Raw genomic sequence first — 22,353 nt, forward strand, 5'->3', positions numbered from 1 at the left:
ATGTGCAACTGAGACAGGCTAGCTTCTCGGCGCAGCCCCTTCTTTCACCTGCCCTCAGGAACTCTGGTGAGCCACTGGCGCTGCGCCGGGGGGCAGCATCGTCGGCGTGCGTTGGAGTTCGCCCTTCTGAGTGCCAAAGTTGTCTTGGCCAGGCTCGTGAAGTCGGAGTGTCAATCAACGTAGCCCTGGAGCTTCAGGATTGCGCAAAAGTCATGCGCGTAGTGCAATGCGGATATGCGTTTACATCGGCGACATTTTGCCTCATAGGATTTGGAATAATCGGGCCCGAATTTTCGGGTGGCTTCTCCGGGCGCCTATCCCTCGGCAACTGAACGCACGATTACTTTCCACAACGTCAATGCAGCGATATCGCGCGCATCTGGCCGTGAACAGCAACATAATGTCTTCCTGACTGCTCCACGCAAGTCCGGCGACCATAATCCAAATCGACTTTCGCCATCATGGATGTGCGGGCGAAAGAACAGCATGACGGAAGCCTATGAACAGAACATTTTCCAATTTCGTATCCAGCCATATCACGACTGGGCATCTGATCCTGACCTTTCCGAATGGATCACAAACAATCTTTGGTGACGGAACGGGACCGACCGTTGCGGCGCGCATAAAAGACCAAAGGACATTGCGGCGTCTGACAACCAATCCTGAACTGGCTTTTGGCGAAGCGTTCATGGATGGCACCTTCCAGATGGAGGAGGGATCGATTTATGACTTTCTCGAACTGGTTTTCCGCAATACTCGCGTCGAGGAGTTGGCCGGTATTCCGGGACTGGCCAGGAAAGCCTTCGGCATGTTCAACCGGTGGACCGGATACAACTCCATTTCAAAATCGAAATCGAACGTCGCGCACCACTATGACCTGAATGGCGATCTCTATCGGCTGTTTCTGGACAGCGACAGTCAGTATTCCTGTGGTTATTTTGAAAACGATGGCGACAGCCTGGAGCAGGCGCAACTGGCGAAGAAACGCCACATCGCGGCCAAGATGGTCATGAAGCCAGGGCAGAGCGTCTTGGACATCGGCTCTGGCTGGGGTGGGCTCGGCCTGTATCTGGCGCGGCATTTCAATGCGAAAGTGTCAGGTGTCACGCTGTCCGAAGAACAGCACGGCATCTCGAACGCTCGTGTCAAGGCATCAGGCTTTGACAAACAGGTCGGGTTCCATTTGCGTGACTACCGCGATGTCTCGGAAAAGTTTGACCGGATCGTTTCGGTCGGCATGTTCGAGCATGTGGGGCTTTCATCCTATGACGAATTCTTTGGCAAGGTGCGGGACCTGCTGACCGATGATGGTGTGATGCTGCTGCATTATATCGGGCAGAGCGGCCGACCTTCACATACGAACCCGTGGGTGCTGAAATACATCTTTCCGGGCGGTTACATGCCCGCCTTGTCCGAGGTGCTGCCGGTTATCGAGCGTCAGGGTCTGATCGTCACTGACTTGGAAACCTTGCGTCTGCATTACGCCGAGACCCTGCGGCACTGGCGGCAGAACTTCCTTGCACGGCGCGACGAGGCCGTGGCGCTTTATGACGAACGATTTGCGCTGATGTGGGAGTTCTATCTTGCGGCCGCGGAAACCGCGTTCCGCCATCAGGGGTTGGTGATCCACCAGATCCAGATTGCCAAACGGCAAGAGGCCGTACCCCTGACCCGCACCTATATCGAAGAGGCAGAGGCCGAGTTGCGTGCGCAGGAGGCACCTGTGCGGGCCGTGCCACGGCAAGCGATGGCCAAACAAAAGGTGGGTGCGACCGGTTGACCCGTCGCGGGCGCGCGCAATAGACCACTGCGCAAACAGGCTCGGCAAGCTGCATCGCTTTGATCGTGCTAAGGTCATTCCTGTTCGACGCCGTGTTCGTGATGTGGACAGCGCTGTTTGCCTTGGGCATCCCGGTGTTGTGGGTCGCGGGCAGCCCCCGCCGCCCGATACGCGCCGTCACCCGGCTTTGGGTGCGCGGTGTTCTTGTCCTGCTGAAAGTGGTGGTCGGCCTGACCTATTCCGAACAGGGCCGCGCTGCCAAGCCGGATGGGCCGTGCCTGATCATATCGAACCACCAGTCTGTCTGGGAGACGCTGGCCTTTGTGGTTCTGTTTCCCGATGTCGCCATCATCGCCAAGCGCGAGTTGGTGAAGATTCCTGTGGTGTCCTGGTATCTGGCCCGGTCGCCGATGATCATCATCGACCGCGAGGCGGGGTCAGGTGCGCTGAAACAGATGCTTACCTCTGCGCAGGATGCCCTTGCCGACGGTCGCTCTGTACTGATCTTTCCCGAAGGCACCCGCAAACTGCCCGACGCCGCCATCAGGTTTCACCGTGGCGCCGAGCTTTTGTATGCGCGTCTCAATGTTCCTGTGCTGCCAGTCGTGATTGATTCTGGCAGATTTTGGGGCGCAGCCCAGCCATTCAAACGACCAGGATCGGTAGCCGTGTCCTACCTGTCGGCAATCCGGCCGGGGCTGCCGCCCGCGACGTTCACAAAACAGGCAGAATCGTTGATCCAGACAGAACGGAGCAGAATCGACGCAACCCGGATAAGCTCAAAATGTAACCCATGAACAGCCACATCTTGCGGCGAACAGGCTCAATATATGGAAAAATCAGCTTTTGCTTGACATTGTCTATGCTGCACCGCAGAATTCATCGAATAACTTAAATCGACTTTGTCGATGGCTATGCCGGGCGCTTATCCCTCGGCCCATTTCTTGAACGGACCTCCTCATACATGGCTATTTCTGAACGCACCTGGCGCGACTGGGTGGGTAACCCGCGTGTCGAGCTATTGGCTGGCATCGTGGTTGCCCTGGCCCTTATTCCCGAGGCAATCGCCTTTTCCATCATTGCAGGCGTCGACCCCAAGGTCGGCCTCTATGCCTCTTTCTCCATCGCAGTTCTGACCGCCATCGTCGGCGGCAGACCGGGGCTCATCTCGGGCGCGACGGCCGCCATCGCGGTGCTGATGATCTCGCTGGTCAAGGATCATGGTCTTGAATTTCTGCTCGCCGCGACAATCCTGGCGGGCCTGCTGCAAATTCTGGCTGGGGCGCTGAAACTTTCCTTCATAATGAATTTCGTGTCGCGCTCTGTGATGATCGGCTTTGTGAACGCACTGGCGATCTTGATTTTCATGTCGCAGATCCCGGAACTGACCAATGTGCCGATGATGACGTATGTCCTTGTCGCAGCTGGATTGGCGATCATTTACGGCTTCCCCTATATCACCAAGGCAATCCCGGCGCCGCTGGTGGCGATTGTTGTTCTCACCGTTGTTGTCTATTTTGCCGATTTTGATGTGCGCACGGTCGGCGACATGGGGGAACTGCCCGATACGTTCCCGATTTTTCTGCTCCCACAAATCCCGCTGACCCTGGAAACCTTCCTGATCATCCTGCCTTATTCGCTCGCGGTGGCTGCCGTCGGTCTGCTGGAAAGCCTGATGACAGCGACGATCGTCGATGAATTGACCGACACGCCCAGCAACAAGAACCGCGAATGTATCGGCCTTGGCGTTGCCAACACCGCGACTGGGTTTATCGGTGGCATGGCGGGTTGTGCGATGATCGGCCAGTCGATCATTAACGTCAAGTCAGGTGGCCGGGCGCGACTGTCAACAGCCGCGTCGGGTGTTTTCCTTCTGGCGATGATCCTGCTGATCGGGGATGTCGTCAAGGCGGTGCCAATGGCAGCCCTTGTCGCTGTGATGATCATGGTCAGTATCGGCACGTTTTCGTGGTCGTCGATCGGCAACCTGCGCTCGCATCCCGTCAGTTCATCCGCTGTGATGATCCTGACTGTGATCCTGGTGGTCTACACCCACAACCTCGCAATCGGCGTGATGGCCGGCGTCCTGCTTTCGGGGATCTTCTTTGCTTCGAAAATCGCCCAGATTTTCGGCGTGACGTCCGAGGCCACTCCCGACGGCAGATCGCGAACCTACATCATCAGCGGTCAGTTGTTCTATGCTTCGGTCGCGCGGTTCAACGCATCCTTTGATTTCAAAGAGTCGCTTGACGAGGTGACAATCGACGTCAGCCGCGCCCACATCTGGGACATCTCGTCTGTTGCTGCGGTTGATATGGTTGTCTTGAAATTCCGGCGCGAGGGTACGAAGGTGAATTTGGTTGGCATGAACGAAGCATCGGAAACCATCGTCGACGAGCTGGCCATTCACGACAAACCCGGTGCAATGGACAAGTTGCAGGCTCATTGACATGGGAGATAACATGCAAAAAATCACCGCCTTCATCGACGGGTCGTTTTATGCGGCCAGCGTCATTGACCATGCAGCATGGGCTGCCCAGAGGCTCAAAATGCCCATCTCGCTGGTGCATGTCATGGGACGCCGGAATGAGGTGTCGAGCCAGCCTGCTGATCTGAGCGGCAGCATAAAGCTGGGTGCACGCACGGAACTCCTCGACAAACTCGCCAAGCTCGACGGAGAACGGGCCGTTCTTGGCCGGGAACGCGGCCGTGCCATCCTTGACGACGGCCAAGCCCGCCTCGCCAAAGCCAACCAAGACATTGAGATTTTCACAAAGCTGCGGAATGGCGATCTGGTCGAAGCCGTGCAGGATCTCGCGGATGAAACCCGGTTTGCAATCATTGGAAAGCGCGGAGAAGCTGCAGATTTTGCAACAAAGCACCTTGGATCAAACCTCGAACGACTGGTTCGGACATCGACGCGCCCGGTGCTGGTGGTGTCGCGCGCATTCAAGCCGATCCGCCGGTTTCTGCTGGCCTATGACGGCGGCCAAAGCTCCATCCGCGCAGTGAACCGTATGGTTGAAGGGTCGGTTCTCGATGGCCTGGAGTGTCATATTCTGAAGGTCGGACCTGCGGCCACTGACGTCGGCAAAGACCTCGATTCCGCGTCTCAGGCCTTGCGGGATGCAGGTTATATCGTGAAAGAGCATCTGATGCAGGGCGAACCAGAGGCAGTGATCGCGAAGGCGGTGACCGACCTGGATGTCGACATGCTTGTTCTGGGCAAAAGCGGCCACTCGCGTTTTCGGCAGCTCTTTATCGGCTCCACGACACTTGAGCTCATGCGAACCTGTCATGTCCCGGTCTTGGTTTTCCCATAACGCATCAACGCTTTTGCCTGCCTTTTGGCACGAGCGATCACACTAGGATAGGAAACGTCGATGCCGCGCAAAAGCCTGACCCAGTTCCTTGTCGAGCAGCAACGCGAGCAGTGTGCTCTTCCAGCGCAGTTACGGCTTCTTTTGGAAGTCGTGGCGCGCGCGTGCAAGCGCATCGGCTACACCGTCAACCAGGCTGGGACGGACGGCCTTTTGGGCGACGCCGGCGCAATCAATGTGCAGGGCGAAGCGCAGAAGCGGCTGGACGTGATGGCCAACGAAATCCTGCTCGAGGCCAATGAGTGGGGCGGCCATCTGGCCGCAATGGCGTCCGAGGAGATGGACACCATCCACCCGGTTCCCAACCGCTATCCGATGGGCGAATATCTGATGATGTTCGACCCGATCGACGGATCGAGCAACGTGGACGTGGCACTTTCGGTCGGCACCATCTTTTCCGTGATCGAGGCACCTGAAGGAATTTCGGGCCGAAACCCGACCGAAGCCGATTTCCTGCTACCCGGACGCAGGCAGGTCGCGGCGGGTTATGCCCTTTACGGACCGCAGACCCTTCTGGTGCTGTCAGTCGGCACCGGCGTCTATGAGTTCTCGCTCGATCGCGCAATGGGTTCCTGGGAGTTGACGGGAGAAAAGCTGCGCATTCCGCCCGGCTCCCGCGAGTTTGCGATCAACATGTCGAACCGCCGCCATTGGTCCGAACCGGTACGCGAATACATCGATGATTGCTTGGCTGGGAAGGATGGGCCACTCGGGCACGACTACGGAATGCGCTGGACGGGTTCTATGGTGGCCGACATTCACCGCATCCTTAAACGCGGCGGTGTGTTCATGTACCCTTGGGACAACCGCAATCCAGACGCCGCTGGCAAGTTGCGCTTGTTGTACGAGGCGAACCCAATGGGGTTTCTGATCGAGCAGGCAGGCGGGCTGGCATTCGAAGAAGATCATCCGATCCTGGAAATCCAACCGCGCGCACTGCACCAGAGGGTGGGTGTCACCATGGGCGACAGGGCCGAAGTCGAGCGCATCCTCGGTTACTTTTCTGCATAAGGCAGGAGGCCGCCGAATTTAAAAGCGGCGAATACCCCGGAGACCGCGCGATTTACTTTAGCTGCTGGTGTGGGGGAGGCGCTCAGGTTTTCAGCGCCCAAGACTGTTTCGTCTTCTCCGCGATCCGAAGAATCAGCGCGCATTCCATCACGCCGGGCTGCGGACAATCCGCCAAGTGACGGCGGGCTGTAGCTTTTCCAACGATAGTGCCCTATTCCCCACGCACCGTGTCCGCGAACGTCACTTTGGCTGGGTCTCGATGCGTGGCGCAGGTGCAAATTGACGTGACGGAGAAGGACGCAATGAGATTGATCACGAAGCTCGTCCATCCGGACGTGAAGGCCACGACGGGTGCGATCCTGACCCGCCGGGCGGCGCGCGGCATCGTGTTGCGCGAGACGTTGATCCTGCTGCTGTTCACAGAACGCTACAACGATTTCAGTTTTCCGGGCGGCGGCGTGGCCGAGGGGGAAGACTTGATGGACGGGCTGCGCCGTGAACTCGAGGAAGAAACCGGCGCCAGCAATGTCCGCGTGCAGCGCAACTATGGCTATATCGAGGAACTGCGACCGCATTGGCAGCCCGGCTTTGCGCTGATGAACATGACATCGCATTTCTATTTTTGCGACATCGACCCGGAATTGCGCGCCACGAAGATGGAAGATTATGAGAAGGCCAACGGGATGCGGCCGGTCTGGGTCGATCTTGAAGAGGCCATCGCCCATAATCGGGGCGTCATGCAGCGCCGTGAAGCCTCTATGGGTATGTCGATCCAGCGCGAAACCTTCATGCTGGAAGAAATCGTGAACGACCTGACGAAGGCGGCATAAACAAGCCTTGCACCACGATGTGCAGTGCAAGGTGATCTGCGTCAGGCCTTGTTGGGGTAAGGCCGCAACCCTAGCAAAATCTCGGCTTCCTCGCTGAGTGGGCGGGCCAGACAGTCGCTATCGGTCTGGTTTGCCAGCTGCTCACGCAGCAGATCATAAACCGTCTGACGATCCGCGCTGGTGTCGATTTCGATGCATTTGCCCTCGCTTTTGAAGTGCTCGACAATCGGCAAAGTTTCCGCCTTGAAGGTGTCAAAGCGCAGTTTCATGGCATCGACATTGTCGTCGCTGCGGTTTGAGTATTGCGCACGACCAAGAATACGTTGGGTCAGTACCTCCAGCGGGCATTCAAAATAGATCATCTTGGGCAGGTCACCGTCCCGTCCAAACACCGCGTACCAGGCGTCCATATTGCCGAACGAGCGCGGGAAACCATCGATCAGAAAGTTCAGATTGCCGGTGTGACGGATGGTCCGCTCTATGGCATCCTTCAGCAGCCCGACCACGATTTCGTCAGGCACCAGTTTGCCGGCATCGATGAAAGACTTGATCAGCGCGGTTGTCGGACCACCGGCCTTGAGTTCAGCGCGCAGCAGGTCGCCGGTGGACAGGTGTTGCCATCCCAGCTGGATCTGCGCCAGTTCGCACATCGTGCCCTTGCCCGCACCCGGGCCACCAAGAATGAAGACGATATTTGCTTGCGGGGTGGGCAGGCGCGGATCGCAATGATGCAGTGTTACGGACGGTGCTGGTGCTACCCCCATCTTGTAGACGCTCCAGGGTCGGTCGGTAGGCGGCAGCGCGTCGTCGCAGGTGATTTCATAGGCCAGATGACCATCCAGCCGCGAAATGCGCCACGACTTGTAGCCGTTGGAATAGGAGATCGCTGGGCTGCGGGCGGCTTTGCCGTCGGCACGGTCCCAGGCTGGTTTGCCGTTCCATGTGCCCGCAGTGGACAGGGTGCCGGATTCGGATTCGGCGGGCGGTGCAGTCGAGGGAATGTAGAGGCCATCAACTTCCGCCAGGCCCGCGCCTGACACCTCGATGAACAGGGTGTGCGGTGCGGATGTGTCGGTTTTTGTCATTGGATACCTTTTCTGTTCATAGCGCCCGTATGCGGACCAAATGCTCGGACATTTCAGCCTGTCAGATTTCTGGCCTTGCGGTCGCTGTGCGTAGCGATTGGGCCAGGGTGCAGCAGTTGCGGACGATCTGTCCGTAGGCTGCGCAAGTCTATGGCACAGGATCAGCGACATTTGCAAATCTTAGGGAAAAAAGGGTACCGCCGCCTTCACTCCTTTGGCGGCGTCGGTAGAATTAGGCCAGTCGCTTGACGGCAAAACCCCGGAGCAGGCCTACTTCAATCAGCCGATGCCCGAAGCGGTGGCGGCGTAAGCGATGCGGAAAGCCACTTAGAAAACGCCCGGGACCTGTTCAGATCAACCGAACCACCTCTGTCTTTGACCGAACATACGGTGGGCCGCTTAGGTCTGCCTGATCTCAGGCAGTGTAATCTGCGAAAGAATCTGGTGCTATGCCCAGCCTTTCAAGCACATCAGTTGCAGGTTTACGTCGATTCTCGATCGCCTTTGAAGCGTCAACCGCGGCACGGCAAAGTTCAAAAAAGCTTACTAGACCTCTGAGTGCGCTGCTACTTTTGTGGCTAAACTACGATGTCTTGAGGAAGAGCGTGGCCATGGGGCCTCCTGATTTTGGTCGTAACGTATAGTGCCAAGTTAGTTGTGTACTCGGCTTACTGCAGCGCAGCAAAGCGGTCTTCCCGTCATGCGTGAAACGCATAGCTCAGGCGAAGGGCAGCTGCACTGGTCAAGGCGGACAAATTTGGCGGGGGCTGGAAAGGTTTTGGACACGGACTGGCGGGCGCTTCATGCACCTAGCACCGTCTTCAGATGGCACGCTAAACGCCCGATAGCCTTGGCTTCCGCTAAGTGGATTCCGAAGTGGGTGGCTTCCGCAAAGTGAATTCTTGACAAAAATTGTAAAATCCACCCTTCTGCGGAGAATTTCCCCTATAATATCATGTAAATAAATAATTTTCATTTTCACTATCACCAAGGTGGCTTCCACGTGGATTCCCTGGTGAAAGTGCCTGTCGCTAGCGAAATGCTGCACTGCGCCCCCCCGCATACGTTCGGAGCCGGGGAGGAACCATGCCAAGGGGGGCGCCAGCCGTGCGTGATCTGGCTCAATCATGACGGGTTGATGGATGCCGACGTCGCGCGTATCGTCGTGGAGAAAAAGAGCGGAAGTTGAAGGCAAACAAGCCCTTCCGAGGACTTTGGAAGGTGAAATTTTGAGTCAGGACACGATCAAGACTAACGCCACTTACATCTGGTCCATCGCGGAAATCCTGCGTGGGGATTTCAAGCAGTCTGAATACGGCAAGATTGTCCTGCCCTTCACTGTCCTGCGGCGCTTCGACTGCCTGTTGGAACCGACCAAGTCGGCCGTGCTGGAAACGGCTCCCACGCTGCCGGAAGAAACCGATGACGAAGCGCAGGCGATGATCCTGACCGCCATCGCCTCGCCGGGTGGGCAGATCTACAACGAGAGCCAGTTCACATTCGCATCGTTGCGGGGACAAGATCCACGCCAGTTGCGGGTGACGTTGCCCCCTCCGCCTAATCCAGTTTGAGGTAGACTCTGGCCCAACCGAAAGGACCAGAGATGAAGCGCAGCAGGTTCACCGAAGATCAGATCATCGGCATTCTGAAAGAGCATGAGGCCGGGATTTCCGTCGCCGATCTATGCCGCAAGCATGGCGTCAGTGATGCGACCGTCTACAAGTGGAAGGCCAAGTATGGTGGCATGGATGTGAGCGAGGCCAAGCGGCTGAAGGGTCTCGAGGACGAAAACGCCCGTCTGAAGCGGCTGCTGGCGGATGCGATGCTCGACAATGCCGCGCTGAAGGATCTCTTGGGAAAAAAGTGGTGACGCCCGCCGCGAAGCGGCAAGCGGTCGCGCATCTGGTGGCAAGCCACGAGATGAGCGAACGGCGGGCGTGCCGGGTGATTGGCTGTTGTCGGATGACCATGCGGTATGAAGCAGTCCGGCAGGATGACCCTGTGCTGCGGGAGCGGCTGAAAGAACTGGCCAAGGTTCGGCGCCGGTTCGGCTATCCATTGGCCGGTAGGCGATTGCTTGAAATCGCCGTAAGGCGGCGGCTGCATGTGTTCCTGCGGCGTGAGGGCCATGAGGTCAATCACAAGCGCCTGTTCAGGATTTACCGGGAAGAACAGCTTCATGTCCGCCGTCGGGGCGGGCGCAAGCGGGCCATGGGCACACGGGCCCCGATGGTGCTGCCATTGCTGCCGAACCAGCGCTGGTCGCTCGACTTCGTGTCCGACCAGCTGACGGATGGCCGCCGGTTCCGGATCATGACTGTCGTCGATGACTGCACGCGCGAATGCTTGGCCCTGATCGCCGACACCTCGCTCTCGGGGGCACGGGTGGCGCGGGAACTGGCTGCGCTGTTTGACGCCCGCGGCAAGCCCCAGACGATTGTCAGCGATAATGGGACCGAGTTCACCTCGAACGCGATCCTGAAGTTTGTGGATGACCGCAAGTTTGACTGGCACTACATCGCACCCGGCAAGCCGACGCAGAATGCCTTCATCGAAAGCTTCAACGACAGACTGCGGGATGAGCTGCCGAACGAGACCCTGTTCCCGTCCCTGCATCACGCCCGCGTCACGCTGGCCGCCTGGCGCACCGACTACAATACCGAACGCCCACACTCCCGCCTCGGCTGGCAGACCCCAGCCGAGTTTGCCAAAACCTTCGCCCCGCAACGGGGCCTGACGCTGCGCAACCCGCAAAGCTCCGCGCCAGCCCCCGTTGCCCAACCCGCCCAAACCAGCAAAACTCAAACCCGGAGTCTCGCTCACGCTGGATAAAAGTTGGGGGCAACGTCACATCCCACCTTTATTGCCACTCCGATTGCCCTCATATTGCGTCAATAATGATGGAGTCGCATATGAGTCTCGAAGCCTTTGCCGAAGATGGCCGGTTCGCCCCCGGCCGGATCGCGACCGCCCTGCGCACCACGCTGGACGAGGTCGCCCGCACCGTCGGCCTCGGTCGCGATGCCGTCATGCGGCAGGACCGGATCGCCAGCCCAAAGACCCAAAAGCGGTTGCGCGAGATGGTCGAGATCCTGAACCGGGTCGAGCCACGCTTTGGCTCCGCGCTGATCGCCTATGCCTGGTACCGGTCGGAACCGCTGGCTGGCTTTGGCGGGCTGACCGCGATGCAGCTTGTCCGCGAGGGTCACGCTGCCGATGTGCTGGAGTATATCGACGCGGTCGACGCTGGCATCCACGCCTGACGGATGCACTATCAGGCTCTTCTGTACCGCGCGCTCAACCCGATCCGCGCCCGTGAGCCGATGTCCGGCGAAGGCGCCCGGCTGCATGGCGGGCGCTTCAACCCCAAGGGCGTACCGGCGCTCTACCCCGCAACGTCGGTGATGACGGCGATCCGCGAGGCCAATCAGATCGGGACGCTGCAGCCGACCACGCTGGTCTCCTACGAGGCCGACATCAACCCGATCTTTGACGCGACCGATGCCGAGGCGCTGGGCGCCTACGACATGACGCCCGCCGAGCTCGCCGCCGAAGACTGGCGGTGGCAGATGCGGGCACATGGCAAGGCGCCGACGCAGATCCTCGCTGAAAAGCTGATCGCCGACGGCTATGCCGGGCTGCGGGTGCCGAGCTTTGCCAAGGGGGCAACCGGTGAGGATCTGAACATGGTGCTCTGGGTCTGGGGCAGCACGCTTCCCACCAAACTGGTGCTGATCGACGACGAAGGGCGCCTGCGGCAATAGCGAAGCTCTCCGGGCTGCACGCTCAATGCAGCATGTCCGCAAGCCCCAACCCTTCAAACGCCTCTCTCATCGCCGGATCAAACCCCGGATCGATCCGCGCGGGGCCATAGCCGTGCGCCCGGTTCCAAGCATCGATCTCTCGCAGTTCAGCGGCGAACTCCTCGAGCGATGCGGCCTCCTTCAAGGTCGTGTCGCCCTCGCAGTAATTGAAAATCATCAACCGGGTCGGGTTGGCCCAAGTCCCGAAGTATGAGGCGTCCTGCGCCGTATCGACCTGCGCCCAGCCGTTTGCGTAGCTGCAGAGCCCGAAATCATAGACGTAGCGATCGCCGGGGCAGAATTCGCGAGTGATCCTCATGACGTCACCTGCGCGCGGGCGGTGATGGCGATCACGCAGAGGTCGCGGTAGCGGGCCGTCGCTTTGGGGCTGGACGAGACCGGGTTGATCTCGAAGGCCTGCAGACCGGCGATGTCGCCCGCCTTTGCCAAGGCGACGATCTGGGCCAGCTTTGCGCGGAACTGGGCGTGGGTCGCCTTAGAGAAATCCGGCGGCTGCGGCTGCGCGCCGCTCCCGGCCTGATCGAGGATGGCTTGGCGCTTGCCGACCACCACATTGATCGCGGCCTTCGGTGCTTCCTCCGCCGCCGGGATTGGCTCGCCCGCAGGATCGGGGTTGCCGTAATCGAGGACTAAGGTCAGCCGGACCTCGGCCTGATCGAAGGTCTCGGCGGTCATGATCGACGTGAAGGCGAGGACCGCGCGCTCGGCGCTAATCCTTGCCGCCAGCAAGCGGGCGAAGTTGTCGCCCGCCTTCTTGGCGCTGGCGGCCGGTTCGATCGGAGTTTCGGCAAGGCGCTGGGCGAGCGTGTCGATTTGCGCGGCGGTGACGGCTTTGGTTTTCATGGTCGGGTTCTTTCGGGCGTTGGTGATGTGGGCGGAATGACCGAGGGTCGTAACCGCGTAGATCATCGTGCGGCCGTCGCCGATCGCTGCGCCAAAGGCCTGCGCCTCGGGCAGCGTCGCAAATTGCTTGCGCGTGGAGTGGCGGGCGTGCGGCCCCGGGCGGAAACAAAGAGGGCGGCGTTCTTCAGGCGAAATTCTTCGTGGGTTGTCAGGGGCTTCGTGGAGGTTTTCATGGCGGTCTCCGTTGCGTTGCAATGGCTGCAGACAGCGCACGGTGTCAAAAGAGATCAACTCCTAAGTCACTGAATAAATGAGGTTTTGGTCAGAATGGGAGTATCCCGGCGAAGCTATGCCGCGCAGCGCGGGGTCTGGGATGAGGCGCGTGCAAGGCCATTGCTTCTTGGGCGCATTGCTACCGTGAAGGCGGGCGGCAGAAGTCGCTGTGCTTCATGAGCATTCAATGTCTCCTCAGAACAGACAGAGACCGCCGTACCGTTTCTGGAGCTTGTATCTGCGCTGGCGCATGAGGTCGGCCTCTTCCCGGAGTCGGCCAAAGCTGTGTTCTGACAGGCCAAGCGCACCGCACTTTTCACGGTGCGAAAGGTCAATCAGGCCCTTGAAGAAACGGTTGCGCCAAGGCTGCCCCGGTCCTCGTTAGATGCGGTTCGGTCTTTCCAGACCAGAAGGCGCAAGGCGTTGGCGACCACAAGCAGTGTTGAGCCTTCGTGGAACACTACCGCCGCACCAAGTTGCAAACCGAACAGAGTCGCAGGCACGAGGACGGCGACCATTCCAAGGCTGATCCACAGGTTTTGGCGAATGATCCGGCTGGTGGCACGGCTCAGACCAATGGCAAATGGGAGCCTGCCGAGATCATCGCCCATCAGCGCAACGTCAGCAGTTTCCAGCGCCACATCCGATCCCGCAGCCCCCATCGCAATCCCGACCGTGGCGTGCGCCATGGCAGGAGCATCGTTCACACCGTCACCCACCATGGCGACCGGGTTTTCTGCCCGCAGCCGTTTGATCTCTGCGACCTTGTCTTCGGGCATCAGGTTGCCCACGGCCTCGTCCAGACCAACGGTCCTCGCAACGGCATCGACGACACGCTGATTGTCGCCCGAGATCATGATCATCCGGGTGATCCCGATCCGGCGCAGACGTGCGATCACCGAAGCGGCCTCGGGCCGGGGTTGATCCATCAGGCCCAGCACGCCCAGATATTGCGCGCCCCTGCGCAACACGACAGTGGTGCGGCCCTGGTCCTCCAGCCTTGCGGCCGTTGCGCGAAGATCGTTCGGAATGGGCGAGCCGTCGAGTTGGTCAAACAGGCCGGGTTTTCCAAGAAAGACGTCCTCGCCTTCGTACCGGGCGGCCAGCCCATTCCCTGTGATGCTGCGCAGATCCTGCGCCGGGGGAATGTCCGCGCCTGCCCCGAGACGCATGAGCCCATTGCGCACCACCGCAGCGGCAAGAGGGTGATTACTCAGTTGTTCCAGCGCGATGGCCACGGTCAGCAGATCACGTTCCGTCATGTCGGCGGCCGGAATGGCATCGATCAATTCCGGTTTGCTGACTGTCAATGTGCCGGTCTTGTCAAAGGCAATCGCTTTCAGCGATCCCAACCTTTCCAGCGGGCCCCCTCCCTTGACCAGCACGCCCCCGCGCGCCGCACGGGCAATCCCGGACAACACAGCACTGGGCGTGGCGATAGCCAACGCGCAGGGACTTGCGGCAACCAGAACGGCCATGGCGCGATAAAAGCTGTCCCCGAATGGCTCGTCGATCACCAGAAACGCAAACAGGAGCAGGAAGACGCTGCTCAGCACCACGGGTACAAAAACCCGCTCGAACCGATCCGTAAACCGCTGGGTCGGGGATTTCTGGGTTTCGGCTTCAGCCACCATAGAGACGAGGCGTGCAAGGGTGCTGTCAGCCGCGCGGCGGGTCACCTGCACCTCCAGAGCGCCACTGCCATTGATCGTTCCGGCAAAGACGCGGTTCTCATCCGTCACTGTCTGCGGGCGCGTGGTCGCCAACGCGATATCAGCGACCGCAACCTTGTCCACAGGGACGCTTTCGCCGGTAATAGGTGCCTGATCGACGCTGCTGTGGCCCAGCGTGACGAACCCGTCTGCCGGGATGCGCGAATTAGGTCGGATGATCACGGTATCGCCCGCCGTCAACTCCCCTACTGGCACCTGTGACACCGCACCTGCGCGCCGCACCTCTGCTGTCGGTGGGGCCAGATCAGCCAGCGCCGAAATCGCCTTTCGGGCGCGATCCATGGCGTAGTGCTCCAAGGCGTGGCCCAGGCTGAACAGCACCAGCAAAAGCGCGCCCTCGGCCCATTTGCCCAGAACTGCAGCCCCTGCGGCGGCTACCAGCATCAGGGCGTCAATCTCCAGTCGACGCATGCGAAGGTTGTCGATGGCCTCGCGCAGCAGGTAATATCCACCAAAGACGTAGGCCGCGATGAAGATCCACAGAGGCAGCCAGGACGGCACCTCGCTAACAAACGGCAGGGCTGTCCCCATAACCAGCAGTGCGCCGCTGATCCCGGCAAAGATGATCTCGGACTTTTCGCCAAGGATCCCGCCGCGGTCGTGGTCGTGGTCATCACCCGTCGCATCGTGGGCATGGCCCGCCGCGCCTTCCAGATGCTCACCGATCCCGTCAAGCGCAAGTAGCAGGTCAGGTTCTGTTGCCAATGTCCGGTCAAACTCGACTCTGACCGCACCTCCGGCCGAAACCGCTGCCTCCTGCACGCCAGGCTGACCCAGCAAATAATCGGTCACCGTCCGTGCACGCCCGGCAGATGTGATGCCTTCGAGTTGCCAAAGCACATGACCGAAGCGCTGCGTCACCTGCGCCCCAACCCCTTCGGCAATTTCCTTGATCCGGCCCAGGCTGACCATGTCGGGATCGTAATGGATGCAAAGTTTCGCGGGCTGATCCCCGTCGGCGGCCAGCACATGCACCCACGTCACTCCATCCCGGCCAGTCAGTTCCGCCAACAACCGTACGGCGCATGCATCGGCCGCATCTGGGGCATCAGGAAGCAGCACCGGGATATCCAACTGAAGGGTGGTGCCTTTGATCGGCGCAGTTAAGAGCTCTTTCATTCGAGTCAACGCTTTCTCGCAACGATCATTGCCGCATGCGCATATCTGTCATTCGAAATCGCTGACGTCAGAGAGTCGGGGAAACGCCTGATGGTCCCACGAACGCTCCAACCGCACTGTGCCGGACGGTTCCAACACAGTCTGTCCTTTCAAGCTGCGGCTTCCGTGCCGGGAACCAGGTATACCGGCACCTGATCAGCGGGCATGGCCGCCAGTTCCGCTGGCGTGAGGCATGCGTAGATCTCTATCAGCGTACCATCGGGATCGGTGAGCCACAGTTCGTGCAGCGGTGTTCCCTTAAATGTCGTCCGCGGGGGTTTTTCGACAGAGGCACCAATGGCCAGAGCGCGGTGGTAGGCGTTGACGACGGCATCCCGATCCGGCAGCGCCAGTCCGAGATGATAGAGCGTGTCGTGGTGCAGATCCGTGCCGTCGGCGACCATGATCACGAAATTGAGTTTCAGATCAGGACGAATGAACGTGGCATAGCGGTGCGTCCATTCCTTGGGCCAGGTGTTCAATAACCAGCAATAGAACCGGGTGCTGCTTGCCAAGTCGCGCACGCGCAGGCTGGCGTGGAACTCGGTACCTTTTGGTCCTTCGGGCAGGTCGATCAGTTGCGCCAGAACCTCGATCCTTGCCTTGATCTGATCACGCGCGGTGCGGAAAGCGGCGATGTCGCCTGCGGCAGAGGGGTCGGTGATCGGCCAATGCAGGCGCCGCACGGGGCCGGGAACATAGGGGCAGACCTCTTCGGCACAAAGCGTCACGATCAGGTCGGCCGTTTCGGGCGCGACCTCTTCCAGCGGCTTGGACCGATGCCTTGAGAGATCGATGCCCGTCTCGGCTAAAGCTTCGATCGCCAGCGGATTGAGCGTGCCGGGGGCCGAGCCTGCGCTGGCGACCTCGACCGATGCGGGCAGAATGGCGCGGGCCAGTCCCTCGGCCATCTGGCTGCGGGCGGAATTGGCGACGCAAAGAAACAGGATTCGCATGGGATCACTCCTCGGTCTTGATGAACGGCACCATCAGCACAGGACGACGCGCGATTTCGCAAAGATTGGCTGCCGTGGAGCCGATCGCCATGCTTGCGACCCAGCCCTGCCCGTGCTTGCCAACAACGATAAGATCGGCGTCGCGATCGGCGGCCAGCCTTGCGATTTCCTCAGATGGCTTTCCGGTTAGGATATGCGCCTCCGCCGTGCCACCGGCTGCAATGATGTCATCAACAATGTAGGAAAGCGCAGCTTGTGCCATCCGGGGCCAACGCGCATAAATCTTGCCGCCATCAGGCGCAAGGACATGCATCACATCGACATGTGTCCCTAATCGAGCCAGTGCCATGGATGCCTTTTCCGACGCTTGCGATTGCTGCGAAAAGTCCGTGCCGAGAACCACCCGCCGCAACCCGGCGTGACAGGTGCGCGCGCAGGCCCCATCGCCGTCCTTGCCTGTCGATTCGATCCATTCCAACCGCACTGGCTGCGTGCTGAGCCGGATCACTTCGCGTGCCACCGAGCCGAGGAACAGGCCGCGGATCATGTTCTGCCCGCGCGAGCCGATCACGGTCAGATCGGCCCGATGGTCGGTGGCCGCTTGCAAAATTTCCTTGGCCACCTCACCGGCTGCGCGGATTTCGATTTCCACTTCCATCCCTGCTGCGTGCAGCGGTGCGGCACGACCCTGAAGCCAATCCTCCAGCGCCTCCTTATTTCCGTAGGAGGCACCCAGCGCATAGCCGACCTGAACCACATGGATCAGGATCACTCGGGTCACGCCCATGTCGCGAAGGTCGGACAGGCAGTCCAGCAACGGCCCTTGGGCGGCAGAATAGTCCACCGTTATCAATGCTGCGGGAAACATCAGTTCTGCTCCTTTGACTTTTGTGCGCGAATGGGGGTTTCTTCAGCCGGAAACCAATGCTTGGTGCGATTGGCGAACCAGACGAGCGACAGCATCACCGGCACCTCGACCAGCACGCCGACCACGGTGACAAGGGCGGCGATGGAGTTAAGGCCGAACAGNACAAGGGCGGCGATGGAGTTAAGGCCGAACAGGCCAATGGCGACCGCCACGGCCAGTTCGAAGAAGTTCGACGTCCCGATCATCGCGCAGGGGGCGGCAACATTGTGCGGCACGCGCCAGGCTTTCGCCGCCCAGTAGGCCACCGCGAACATCCCGTAGGACTGAATCAGAAGCGGGATCGCGATCATCACGATGACCAGCGGCTGGCTCAGGATCACCTCGCCCTGAAAGCCGAACAGCAGAACGACAGTGGCTAGCAGCCCCACCACCGAGAACGGTTTCACCCGCGCTGTAAAGGCGTTCACGGCGGCCTCACCCATGACCGGGCTACCCGCGCTGCGCGTCAGGTAAAGCCGGGTGACCACCCCCGCCGCCAGCGGAACCACGATATAGAGAACGACCGACAGCACCAGCGTATCCCAAGGCACGGTGATATCCGTCACACCCAGCAGCAGCGCCACGATCGGCGCATAGGCAAAGATCATGATCACGTCGTTGAGCGAGACCTGCACCAGAGTGTAATTGGGGTCGCCCTTGGTCATCTGTGACCAGACGAACACCATCGCCGTGCAGGGCGCGGCCCCCAGCAGGATCATCCCGGCGATGTATTGACCGGACGTGCCCGGCTCGATGAAGGGGGCAAAGACGTAGTCGAAGAACAGCACGCCGAGGGCGGCCATGGTGAAGGGTTTGATCAGCCAGTTCACCGCCAACGTGATGATCAGACCCTTGGGCCGTTCGTGCACCCGTCTGAGTGAGGTGAAATCCACCCCCACCATCATCGGAAAGACCATGAACCAGATCAGCACCGCGACGACGAAGTTGACCGAGCCGTATTCGAGTGAGGCCAGAAAGCTCACCAGCCCCGGGGCGATCTGGCCAAGGGCCAGACCGGCAATGATGGCCAGCGCGACCCAGATCGAAAGATAGCGTTCAAATGCAGACATGTGCGACGTCGTCCTTGTGGGTTCAGGCAATTGCGGGGGTGCGGCCGACCAGTGCGCGCAGGCGGTCGGCGCCAACCGGGTCTTCGGCCAGCATCGGCACAACGGCATAGCGGCTGGCCAGCCCGTTTCGGACCGCTGCGATCTCGGGCGCTTCGGTCGCGGCACGGGCCGCGAGAACCGGATGCGTTGTTCCCGTCGCGGCGAGGCTGGCATTGATCACCCAAGCCCAGGGCGTGATCCCGGCGCGATTGAGATCCTCCTGCAGACGGGCCGCTTCGAGAACTGGGGTGGTTTCAGCCAGCGTGACGATCAGGATTTTCGTCATCTCGGGGTTTTGCAGCCGCATCATCGGCGTGGTCATGTGACCGGCATTGTCGCCCGCATGGCGCATCACGTCGCGGTGGTAAGACCCGGTGGCATCGAGCAGCAAAAGCGTGTGGCCGGTGGGGGCGGTGTCCATCACCACGAACTTGCGCCCCGCCTCGCGGATCACGCGGGAAAACGCCTGGAACACCGCGATTTCTTCGGTGCAGGGCGAGCGTAAATCCTCCTCCAGCATCGCACGGCCCTCGGCGTCAAGGCTGGCACCCTTGGTTGACAGGATATGGTCGCGATAGGTTTGCGTTTCTGCCACAGGATCGATCCGGCTGACGCTCAGGTGCGGCACGTCGCCCGCCAACGTCTCGGTCAGGTGCGCGGCGGGGTCGGTGGTGGTCAAGAGCACCTCATGCCCGCGCGCGGCTAGTTCCACCGCCACTGCAGCGGCGATGGTGGTCTTGCCCACACCGCCCTTGCCCATGGTCATCACCAGCCCGCGGCCCGCGGCCTCGATCCCGTCAACCAACGCAGATAGCGACGGCAGATCGGTGTCGGCGCTGCGCAACGCAGCCCCCGTCAGGGTCAAGGGGGTGTTCATCCGGCGCAGCGCATCAAGGCCAACAAGGTTCTCCGGGCGCAGCGCAAAGCGGGTTTGCGGCAGGGCGGCCAGATGCGCGTCCATGCCATCCAGCGCCGCGCGGTCGCGCGCGATCAGGCTCGCGGCGAGTGCATCGCCCATATCCTGCTCCGGCATCAACCCGTTGATTGCTAGATGCTGATTGCCGATGCCGATCGCCGCCAGTTCCCCGCTGGTACGCGCGGCCTCGGCCAAGGAACTGACGCGGGGGCGGGTGACGAGGATCAGCCGGGTGCGGGCGGCATCGGACAGGCTGTCCACTGCCGCGCCGTACCGGGCGCGCTGTTTCTCCAGCCCCGCCAGCGGGCCAAGGCAAGAGGCATCGCCCCCGGTTTCCAGAAACCCGCTCCACGCGCCGGGCAGCTTCAGCAGCCGGATCGTGTGGCCGGTCGGAGCCGTGTCAAAGATGATGTGATCGTAGGCCCCGGTCACGGCGTCATCGGTCAACAGCGCGGTGAACTCGTCAAACGCCGCGATCTCGGTGGTGCAAGCCCCCGAAAGCTGTTCCTCGATCCCCTTCAACGCCTTTTCCGGCAGCACTCCGCGCATTGGCCCGACGATCCGCTCACGGTACTCGGCGGCCGCACCCTCCGGATCGATCTCCAGCGCCATCAGCCCCGGCACGGCAGCAATCGGCGTGATGTGGTTGCCAATCTCTGTACCGAACACTTGCCCGACGTTCGAGGCCGGATCGGTCGAGACCAGCAGCACCTTCTTACCTCCGTCAGCCAGGCCAACCGCAGTGGCGCAGGCGAGCGAGGTCTTGCCCACGCCGCCCTTGCCGGTGAGGAACACGAATTTCGGCAGATCGTTGAACATGGCATTTCCTTTCGCCAACCGCGGTCGGCTCTTTATCTTGGTTTCGTCGAAAATGACGCGGCGGGCCTTGCGCTGGATCACACCGCGCGCGGCGTCAGCAGCAACTGCCCGCCTTTTCCGTTTCAGCAGTGCCTTTGGCACCGCCCCCGCAACAGCCACTGCTCACAGCTGATTGATTGGAAGCGGCCCCGCAACAGGCCGATGCCTGATGCGCCGGTGCCGCGGCGCTGTCAGCAATACCCACCCATTCGGCCAGTTCTGCGCGGGCAGGATAGCGCGCCTTTGCCTTGAATGATCCATCGACCAGAAATACCGGCAGGTCGTCGCCTTCGCTGGCCTGCATGATCTGGCGAATGGTGTCATTGGCCGCAAACTCGGCCGGCTCACGGCTTAGCCCGAACCGCTGGACGCGCACACCTTGCGCCTTCAGCCAGTCCAGATCAGCGGTAAGATCGACAAGCCGCTGATCCACTTCAGCGCCGCAGATGCCGGTCGAGCAGCACATGGCGGGGTCGTAAACGGTGATGGTGGTCATTTGACGGTCTCCTTCGGAACGCAGCCTTGGGGGGTGTAACAGCATGGCGCATCGCCGTCGGCCGGGCGGGCGGTGATGGCCTCGATCAGATCGCGCAGAGGCGCTAAGGCCGCGGGGTCGATGGCGTAGCAGACACGGGGGTAGTCGATGGTGCCCGTCACGACGCCTGCTTCCTTCAGAACCCGCAAATGCTCAGAGACGGTCGACTGCGCGAGGCCGACCTCGTCCACAATGGCGCCTCCGATACAGCCGGGCTTTGACAGCAGAAACGCGATGATCCTCACCCGCGCCGGATGCGCCAGCGCCTTGGCAACAGCGGCGATCCGGTCTGAATCCATGGCCGGAGGGGCCGGTATGGTGTTCTGGTCAAGCATCTGGATGATTCCCTATATCGCCAATACGCGATACATATGGATCGCAGAGAGACGATACAAGCCCTCATGCGGGAAAAGGAGCAGTGACGCTCGTGCGGGACGCGGCCGCATTCCAGATGCGACACTCGAAAGGAACCCTCCCTTTTCCTGGCGACAAAGACCCTTGCTTGAACAAAGCACTATCGCATTCCGCTCTGATCGATAGTTTAAGCCGATGCTTGCCACATAACCAAAGGTCGCAACATGTCCGCCATCACCGCGCTGCACGACCGCTGCTCTGTTGGCCCACGCCATCTGCGCGGCCCGGCACCAGGATATGAAGAGTTGCTGCAAGTCGCAGCCGCGGCGGCAGCGGCGCCTGATCATGCCTCCTTAGGCCCCTTTCGCCTGATCCACATTCCGGACCTGGCACGAAACCGTCTTGCCGATGTCTTTGCCGCAGCGGCCACCGAGGCGGACCCCGAGTCGGACGACGAAGCCCTGGCCAAGGCCCGCAAGCGCGCCCTTGCCGGACCGGGCCTTCTGGCGGTGGTGGTGGAGCTGAAGGAACACCCGCAAGTCCCGCCAGAGGAACAATGGGTCTCGGCGGGGGCGGCGTTACAGAACACGCTTCTTGCGCTGGAAGCCCTAGGCTACCGCGCCAAGATGCTGTCAGGCGCGCGCGTCCGGTCAAGCGCGCTGCGCGCGGCCTTCGAGCTGGGCGATGGCGCTCACCTTCTCGGCTTCATCGCGGTGGGCCGCCATAACGGCGACGTCAAGCACGCGACCCGCCGCGCAGCCGAACAGGTGCTGTCGGAATGGGCCCCGCCGGGGGACTGAG

21 protein-coding genes and 1 other annotated feature are annotated in these 22,353 nt (G+C 60.7%); of the genes, 11 read left to right on the forward strand and 10 right to left on the reverse strand.

Going from position 1 to position 22,353, the window contains the following annotated elements; genetic code table 11:
* The first annotated feature begins 278 nt into the window (after positions 1–278).
* Positions 279–331 (forward strand) — a sequence feature (sul1 is cis-regulatory element that is thought to sense ions involved in sulfur or methionine metabolism; They are found in Alphaproteobacteria).
* A gap of 168 nt (positions 332–499) precedes the next feature.
* From EEB11_RS17320 to EEB11_RS17345, 6 genes are all read left to right on the forward strand, one after another.
* The gene (locus tag EEB11_RS17320) at positions 500–1,780 is read left to right on the forward strand and encodes a cyclopropane fatty acid synthase (RefSeq protein ID WP_135433525.1); all 1,281 of its coding nucleotides are present in this window, start codon (positions 500–502) and stop codon (positions 1,778–1,780) included.
* Positions 1,781–1,845: 65 nt separating this feature from the next.
* Positions 1,846–2,577 carry a lysophospholipid acyltransferase family protein gene (locus EEB11_RS17325; protein ID WP_245298977.1) on the forward strand — a complete coding sequence of 244 codons (732 nt, stop codon included), beginning with the start codon at positions 1,846–1,848 and terminating at the stop codon, positions 2,575–2,577.
* A 167-nt stretch (positions 2,578–2,744) separates the two neighbouring features.
* The gene (locus EEB11_RS17330) at positions 2,745–4,229 is read left to right on the forward strand and encodes a SulP family inorganic anion transporter (protein ID WP_135433527.1); all 1,485 of its coding nucleotides are present in this window, start codon (positions 2,745–2,747) and stop codon (positions 4,227–4,229) included.
* Between the two features lie 13 nt (positions 4,230–4,242).
* Positions 4,243–5,103 (forward strand): universal stress protein, encoded by an 861-nt coding sequence (locus tag EEB11_RS17335; protein ID WP_135433529.1) that lies wholly within the window; start codon positions 4,243–4,245, stop codon positions 5,101–5,103.
* A gap of 60 nt (positions 5,104–5,163) precedes the next feature.
* Positions 5,164–6,171, forward strand: a complete 1,008-nt coding sequence (locus EEB11_RS17340) for a class 1 fructose-bisphosphatase (RefSeq protein ID WP_135433531.1) — start codon at positions 5,164–5,166, stop codon at positions 6,169–6,171.
* Between the two features lie 263 nt (positions 6,172–6,434).
* Entirely contained in the window at positions 6,435–7,001 is a 567-nt protein-coding gene (locus EEB11_RS17345) for an NUDIX hydrolase (protein WP_245298975.1), read from the forward strand.
* A 41-nt stretch (positions 7,002–7,042) separates the two neighbouring features.
* On the opposite strand, the gene EEB11_RS17350 is transcribed toward EEB11_RS17345, so the two are convergent.
* A complete protein-coding gene (locus EEB11_RS17350; protein WP_135433535.1) occupies positions 7,043–8,086 on the reverse strand; it encodes a nucleoside monophosphate kinase in 1,044 nt (347 codons plus the stop codon).
* A 1,142-nt stretch (positions 8,087–9,228) separates the two neighbouring features.
* On the opposite strand from EEB11_RS17350, the gene EEB11_RS17355 reads away from it, so the two are divergent.
* From EEB11_RS17355 to EEB11_RS17370, 4 genes are all read left to right on the forward strand, one after another.
* The gene (locus EEB11_RS17355) at positions 9,229–9,657 is read left to right on the forward strand and encodes a type I restriction-modification system subunit M N-terminal domain-containing protein (protein WP_135433538.1); all 429 of its coding nucleotides are present in this window, start codon (positions 9,229–9,231) and stop codon (positions 9,655–9,657) included.
* A gap of 32 nt (positions 9,658–9,689) precedes the next feature.
* Positions 9,690–10,918 (forward strand): IS3 family transposase gene (locus EEB11_RS17360; RefSeq protein WP_135433540.1). Its coding sequence is split into 2 segments (ribosomal slippage): positions 9,690–9,948 and positions 9,948–10,918, totalling 1,230 coding nucleotides; the frame shifts between segments, so codons are not numbered across the junction.
* A gap of 80 nt (positions 10,919–10,998) precedes the next feature.
* Complete coding sequence (locus EEB11_RS17365; protein WP_135433543.1) at positions 10,999–11,349, forward strand: antitoxin Xre/MbcA/ParS toxin-binding domain-containing protein; 351 nt, start codon at positions 10,999–11,001, stop codon at positions 11,347–11,349.
* A gap of 3 nt (positions 11,350–11,352) precedes the next feature.
* Complete coding sequence (locus EEB11_RS17370; RefSeq protein ID WP_135433545.1) at positions 11,353–11,850, forward strand: RES family NAD+ phosphorylase; 498 nt, start codon at positions 11,353–11,355, stop codon at positions 11,848–11,850.
* A 22-nt stretch (positions 11,851–11,872) separates the two neighbouring features.
* On the opposite strand, the gene EEB11_RS17375 is transcribed toward EEB11_RS17370, so the two are convergent.
* From EEB11_RS17375 to EEB11_RS17420, 9 genes are all read right to left on the reverse strand, one after another.
* On the reverse strand, positions 11,873–12,208 hold the full coding sequence (locus tag EEB11_RS17375; RefSeq protein ID WP_135433547.1) for a hypothetical protein: 336 nt from the start codon (positions 12,206–12,208) through the stop codon (positions 11,873–11,875).
* Positions 12,205–13,044 (reverse strand): hypothetical protein, encoded by an 840-nt coding sequence (locus EEB11_RS17380; protein WP_135433549.1) that lies wholly within the window; start codon positions 13,042–13,044, stop codon positions 12,205–12,207. The genes EEB11_RS17375 and EEB11_RS17380 overlap by 4 nt, the downstream gene beginning before the upstream one ends.
* A gap of 317 nt (positions 13,045–13,361) precedes the next feature.
* Positions 13,362–15,878: a heavy metal translocating P-type ATPase gene (locus EEB11_RS17385; protein WP_135433551.1), complete on the reverse strand. Its 2,517-nt coding sequence runs from the start codon at positions 15,876–15,878 to the stop codon at positions 13,362–13,364.
* A 149-nt stretch (positions 15,879–16,027) separates the two neighbouring features.
* Positions 16,028–16,873: a VOC family protein gene (locus tag EEB11_RS19815; RefSeq protein WP_280950288.1), complete on the reverse strand. Its 846-nt coding sequence runs from the start codon at positions 16,871–16,873 to the stop codon at positions 16,028–16,030.
* Between the two features lie 4 nt (positions 16,874–16,877).
* A complete protein-coding gene (locus EEB11_RS17400) occupies positions 16,878–17,741 on the reverse strand; it encodes a universal stress protein (protein WP_135433553.1) in 864 nt (287 codons plus the stop codon).
* On the reverse strand, positions 17,741–18,850 hold the full coding sequence (arsB, locus tag EEB11_RS17405; protein WP_135433555.1) for an ACR3 family arsenite efflux transporter: 1,110 nt from the start codon (positions 18,848–18,850) through the stop codon (positions 17,741–17,743). The genes EEB11_RS17400 and arsB overlap by 1 nt, the downstream gene beginning before the upstream one ends.
* Positions 18,851–18,872: 22 nt before the next feature.
* The gene (gene arsA / locus EEB11_RS17410; RefSeq protein ID WP_135433557.1) at positions 18,873–20,624 is read right to left on the reverse strand and encodes an arsenical pump-driving ATPase; all 1,752 of its coding nucleotides are present in this window, start codon (positions 20,622–20,624) and stop codon (positions 18,873–18,875) included.
* Positions 20,625–20,718: 94 nt separating this feature from the next.
* Positions 20,719–21,159, reverse strand: coding sequence for an arsenite efflux transporter metallochaperone ArsD (gene arsD / locus EEB11_RS17415; protein ID WP_135433559.1), 441 nt, complete (start codon positions 21,157–21,159; stop codon positions 20,719–20,721).
* A complete protein-coding gene (locus EEB11_RS17420) occupies positions 21,156–21,533 on the reverse strand; it encodes an ArsR/SmtB family transcription factor (protein ID WP_210134450.1) in 378 nt (125 codons plus the stop codon). The genes arsD and EEB11_RS17420 overlap by 4 nt, the downstream gene beginning before the upstream one ends.
* 243 nt (positions 21,534–21,776) lie before the next feature.
* On the opposite strand from EEB11_RS17420, the gene EEB11_RS17425 reads away from it, so the two are divergent.
* The gene (locus EEB11_RS17425; RefSeq protein WP_135433561.1) at positions 21,777–22,352 is read left to right on the forward strand and encodes a nitroreductase family protein; all 576 of its coding nucleotides are present in this window, start codon (positions 21,777–21,779) and stop codon (positions 22,350–22,352) included.
* The last annotated feature ends 1 nt before the right edge of the window (position 22,353 follow it).

The organism is Pseudotabrizicola sediminis, from assembly GCF_004745575.1.
Classification (GTDB): domain Bacteria; phylum Pseudomonadota; class Alphaproteobacteria; order Rhodobacterales; family Rhodobacteraceae; genus Pseudotabrizicola; species Pseudotabrizicola sediminis.

What these genes read in the sequence shown, in the direction of transcription:
- EEB11_RS17320 (WP_135433525.1), top strand. Translation starts at nt 500, where the DNA reads ATGAACAGAACATTTTCCAATTTCGTATCCAGCCATATCACGACTGGG.
- EEB11_RS17330 (WP_135433527.1), top strand. Translation starts at nt 2,745, where the DNA reads ATGGCTATTTCTGAACGCACCTGGCGCGACTGGGTGGGTAACCCGCGT.
- EEB11_RS17335 (WP_135433529.1), top strand. Translation starts at nt 4,243, where the DNA reads ATGCAAAAAATCACCGCCTTCATCGACGGGTCGTTTTATGCGGCCAGC.
- EEB11_RS17340 (WP_135433531.1), top strand. Translation starts at nt 5,164, where the DNA reads ATGCCGCGCAAAAGCCTGACCCAGTTCCTTGTCGAGCAGCAACGCGAG.
- EEB11_RS17350 (WP_135433535.1), bottom strand. Translation starts at nt 8,086, where the DNA reads ATGACAAAAACCGACACATCCGCACCGCACACCCTGTTCATCGAGGTG.
- EEB11_RS17355 (WP_135433538.1), top strand. Translation starts at nt 9,229, where the DNA reads ATGCCGACGTCGCGCGTATCGTCGTGGAGAAAAAGAGCGGAAGTTGAA.
- EEB11_RS17365 (WP_135433543.1), top strand. Translation starts at nt 10,999, where the DNA reads ATGAGTCTCGAAGCCTTTGCCGAAGATGGCCGGTTCGCCCCCGGCCGG.
- EEB11_RS17370 (WP_135433545.1), top strand. Translation starts at nt 11,353, where the DNA reads ATGCACTATCAGGCTCTTCTGTACCGCGCGCTCAACCCGATCCGCGCC.
- EEB11_RS17375 (WP_135433547.1), bottom strand. Translation starts at nt 12,208, where the DNA reads ATGAGGATCACTCGCGAATTCTGCCCCGGCGATCGCTACGTCTATGAT.
- EEB11_RS17385 (WP_135433551.1), bottom strand. Translation starts at nt 15,878, where the DNA reads ATGAAAGAGCTCTTAACTGCGCCGATCAAAGGCACCACCCTTCAGTTG.
- EEB11_RS19815 (WP_280950288.1), bottom strand. Translation starts at nt 16,873, where the DNA reads ATGCGAATCCTGTTTCTTTGCGTCGCCAATTCCGCCCGCAGCCAGATG.
- EEB11_RS17400 (WP_135433553.1), bottom strand. Translation starts at nt 17,741, where the DNA reads ATGTTTCCCGCAGCATTGATAACGGTGGACTATTCTGCCGCCCAAGGG.
- arsA (WP_135433557.1), bottom strand. Translation starts at nt 20,624, where the DNA reads ATGTTCAACGATCTGCCGAAATTCGTGTTCCTCACCGGCAAGGGCGGC.
- arsD (WP_135433559.1), bottom strand. Translation starts at nt 21,159, where the DNA reads ATGACCACCATCACCGTTTACGACCCCGCCATGTGCTGCTCGACCGGC.
- EEB11_RS17420 (WP_210134450.1), bottom strand. Translation starts at nt 21,533, where the DNA reads ATGCTTGACCAGAACACCATACCGGCCCCTCCGGCCATGGATTCAGAC.
- EEB11_RS17425 (WP_135433561.1), top strand. Translation starts at nt 21,777, where the DNA reads ATGTCCGCCATCACCGCGCTGCACGACCGCTGCTCTGTTGGCCCACGC.